At 73.7% G+C, this 2,727-nt stretch carries 1 protein-coding gene; it reads right to left on the reverse strand.

Translation table 11 applies throughout. The features are described from left to right. Positions 1-2,727, reverse strand: a 2,727-nt coding sequence (locus tag AB0G15_RS43360) for an AMP-binding protein (RefSeq protein ID WP_362851560.1), incomplete at both ends; no start/stop codon positions are given.

Raw genomic sequence — 2,727 nt, forward strand, 5'->3', positions numbered from 1 at the left:
CACCGCCACCGGCGCCTCCAACGGCACCGCGCCCGCCGCCACCGCCACACCCACCCGCTCGACACCACCGCCCGAACCATCGTCAGAGCCGAAGGGCGAACCGGCGTCCGAACCGGCGGGCGAATCGCCGTCGCCGGTCAGCACCAGCCGCACCCCGGCCCGGCGGTAGATCCGCTCCCGGCGCTTCGCGGGCTGCTCGACCCCCACCGGGACGTACGTCGCACCGGCCGCCAGCGTGCCCAGGACCGCGGCCAGCTGGTCGGGGCCCCGCGGCACCGTCACCGCGACCGCGTCGCCCGGCGTGACGCCGTGCCCGCGCAACCACCCGGCCACCCCCAGCGCCCGTCCCGCCAGCTCACCGTAGGAAAGCTCACCGCCGTCCCACACCAACGCCGTACGACCCGGATCCCGGGCCGCCCACCCGAAGAACCCCGAATGCAGCAGCCCCTCCGGCACCGCACCCGCCGTCGCGTTCACCCCCGCCCGCACCAGCAACTGGTCGGCGGGCACCGGGCACGGCGCCGTGGAGTCCCAGCTTCCGGCCGACAGCCATTCGAGCATCCCGGCGAAGGCGCCGAACATGGCGTCGAGCACGCCGGGCGGGAAGAGCTCCTCGACCGCGTCCCAGTTGAAGAACAGGCCGCCGCCGATCTCCATCACCTGGTGGTCCAGCCACACCTGCGGCGTCTGGGACACGCCCCAGACGGGTTCGGCGAAGATCTGTGAGTCCGCGTCCCAGAGGTCGCCGTCGCCGGTCACGCCGAGGGTGCTGGTGAACACCACCGGCATGGAGACCTCGGCGGAGCCGGTGCGCCTGGCCAGCTCGCGCATCACCCAGATGGCGGAGACGTCGCTGTGCTCCAGGTCTCGTACCACCTGCCGTTGCAGGCGCCGGGCGCCGTCGAGCCAGGTCTCCCCGGCGGCGGGCTCGTAGGCGACGAGCAGCAGCGAGGTGAAGTCGCCCAGGACGCGGTTGATGTCGGGGTGGACCTCCCTGCGGTCGAAGAGGGTGAGGTTGATCGTGAGGTCCTGCCGGGCGCTCCAGGCGCCGAGGACCTCGGCGAAGGCGGTGGCCAGCACCGTGGAGGGGGTGAGCCCGTGCTCCTTGGCCGTGGCCTTGACGGCCCGCCACTGCTCGGGGGACAGGCGGCCCTCCCTGCGCGTGAAGCGGGGACGGCCGATCTGGGCGGGGTCGGCGGCGAGCGGCAGCTGCGGTCCCGGGGGCAGCTCGGCGACCCGCTCCGACCAGTACCGCTGCGAGCGCTCCAGCGCGGCGGGTTCCGGGTGGACGCCGAGGACGTAGTCGCGGAAGGACAGCTCCACCGGGGGCAGCTCCGCGCCGGGGTCGGCGTAGAGGGTCTCCAGTTCCCGCAGGACGATCATCGAGCTGAGCGCGTCCAGGACGATGTTGTCGAAGCTGACGCCGACGCGCGTGCGCCCGGCGCCGTAGCGCACGGCGCGCACGTCGAACAGCGGCCAGCGGGTCGCGTCGATGAGCTGGTGCGACATGTCCTCGCGCAGCCGGGCCAGCGCGGCGTCCGCGTCGTCGGCGCCGGCGTCGACGACGGGGATCGTGAAGCGCGGCACCTCGGGCAGGATGCGCTGCCTGCCGTCGGGCAGGAACTCCGCGCGCAGCATCTCGTGCCGGTGGATGAGCGCGTTCCACGCCTCCTCCAGCCGGGAGATGTCGGTGCCGACCGTGTCGTACTCGGTGTAGAAGTGGCAGCCCACGCCGCCGAGCGCGAAGTCGTCGGTCCGCCCGACCCAGTAGGCGCGCTGCACGTCGGTCGGCGGGAAGGGGTCGTGGCGGTGTTCGAGGTCGGGGACCAGGGTGGGCAGGGGACGCTCGGGGTCGCCGGGTTCGAGGGTCGCCGCGAACTCGGCGAGGACCGGCGTCTCGAAGAGCGTGCCGAGCTCGGCCCCGGCGATCCCTGCGGCGCGCAGCCGGGTCACCAGGCGGGTCGCGAGGAGGCTGTCGCCGCCGAGCGTGAAGAAGCTCTGGTCGCGGCCGACGGCGGGCAGCCCGAGCAGCTCGGACCAGATCTCCGCCACGGCCGTCTCCATGCCCTCCTCGGGCGGGTCGAGCCGCTCGACGCGACCGGCGAGCCGGTCGGCGAGAAGGGTCCGCACCGCGCTCCTGTCGACCTTGCCGTTGGCGCTCAGCGGCAGGCTCTCCGCGACGGTGAGCTGCTCGGGAACCATGTAGGCGGGCAGGCGCCCGGCCAGCCAGTCGTGCAGGTCCGTCTCGCCGGTCCCGTCGCGGGTGACGGCCAGCGCGGCCAGGCGCCGGGTCGGCTCCCCGACCGTGACGGCGACGGCGCTCTCCACGGCGGGGTGGGTACGCAGGGCGGTTTCGATCTCGCCGAGTTCGATGCGGTGCCCGCGGACCTTGACCTGATGATCCAGGCGGCCCAGGAACTCCAGGGTGCCGTCGGGCCAGTACCGGCCCATGTCACCGGTGCGATACCAGCGCACCCCACCCACCTCGACGAACTTCGCCGCCGTCGTCTCGGCATCGCCCCGATAGCCCTCGGCCACCCCCGCGCCACCGATCCACAACTCCCCCGGCACCCAGTCGGGGCAATCCCGCCCCCGCCCGTCCACCACCCGGAAACACTGGTTCGCCAGCGGCGTCCCATAGGGCACCGACCGCCACGACGCCGGCACCGACGCCGGCACCTCGAAGAAGTTCGACCAGATCGCCGCCTCCGTCGCACCCCCCAACGC

Source organism: Streptosporangium sp. NPDC023825 (assembly GCF_040639575.1).
Lineage (GTDB): Bacteria > Actinomycetota > Actinomycetes > Streptosporangiales > Streptosporangiaceae > Streptosporangium.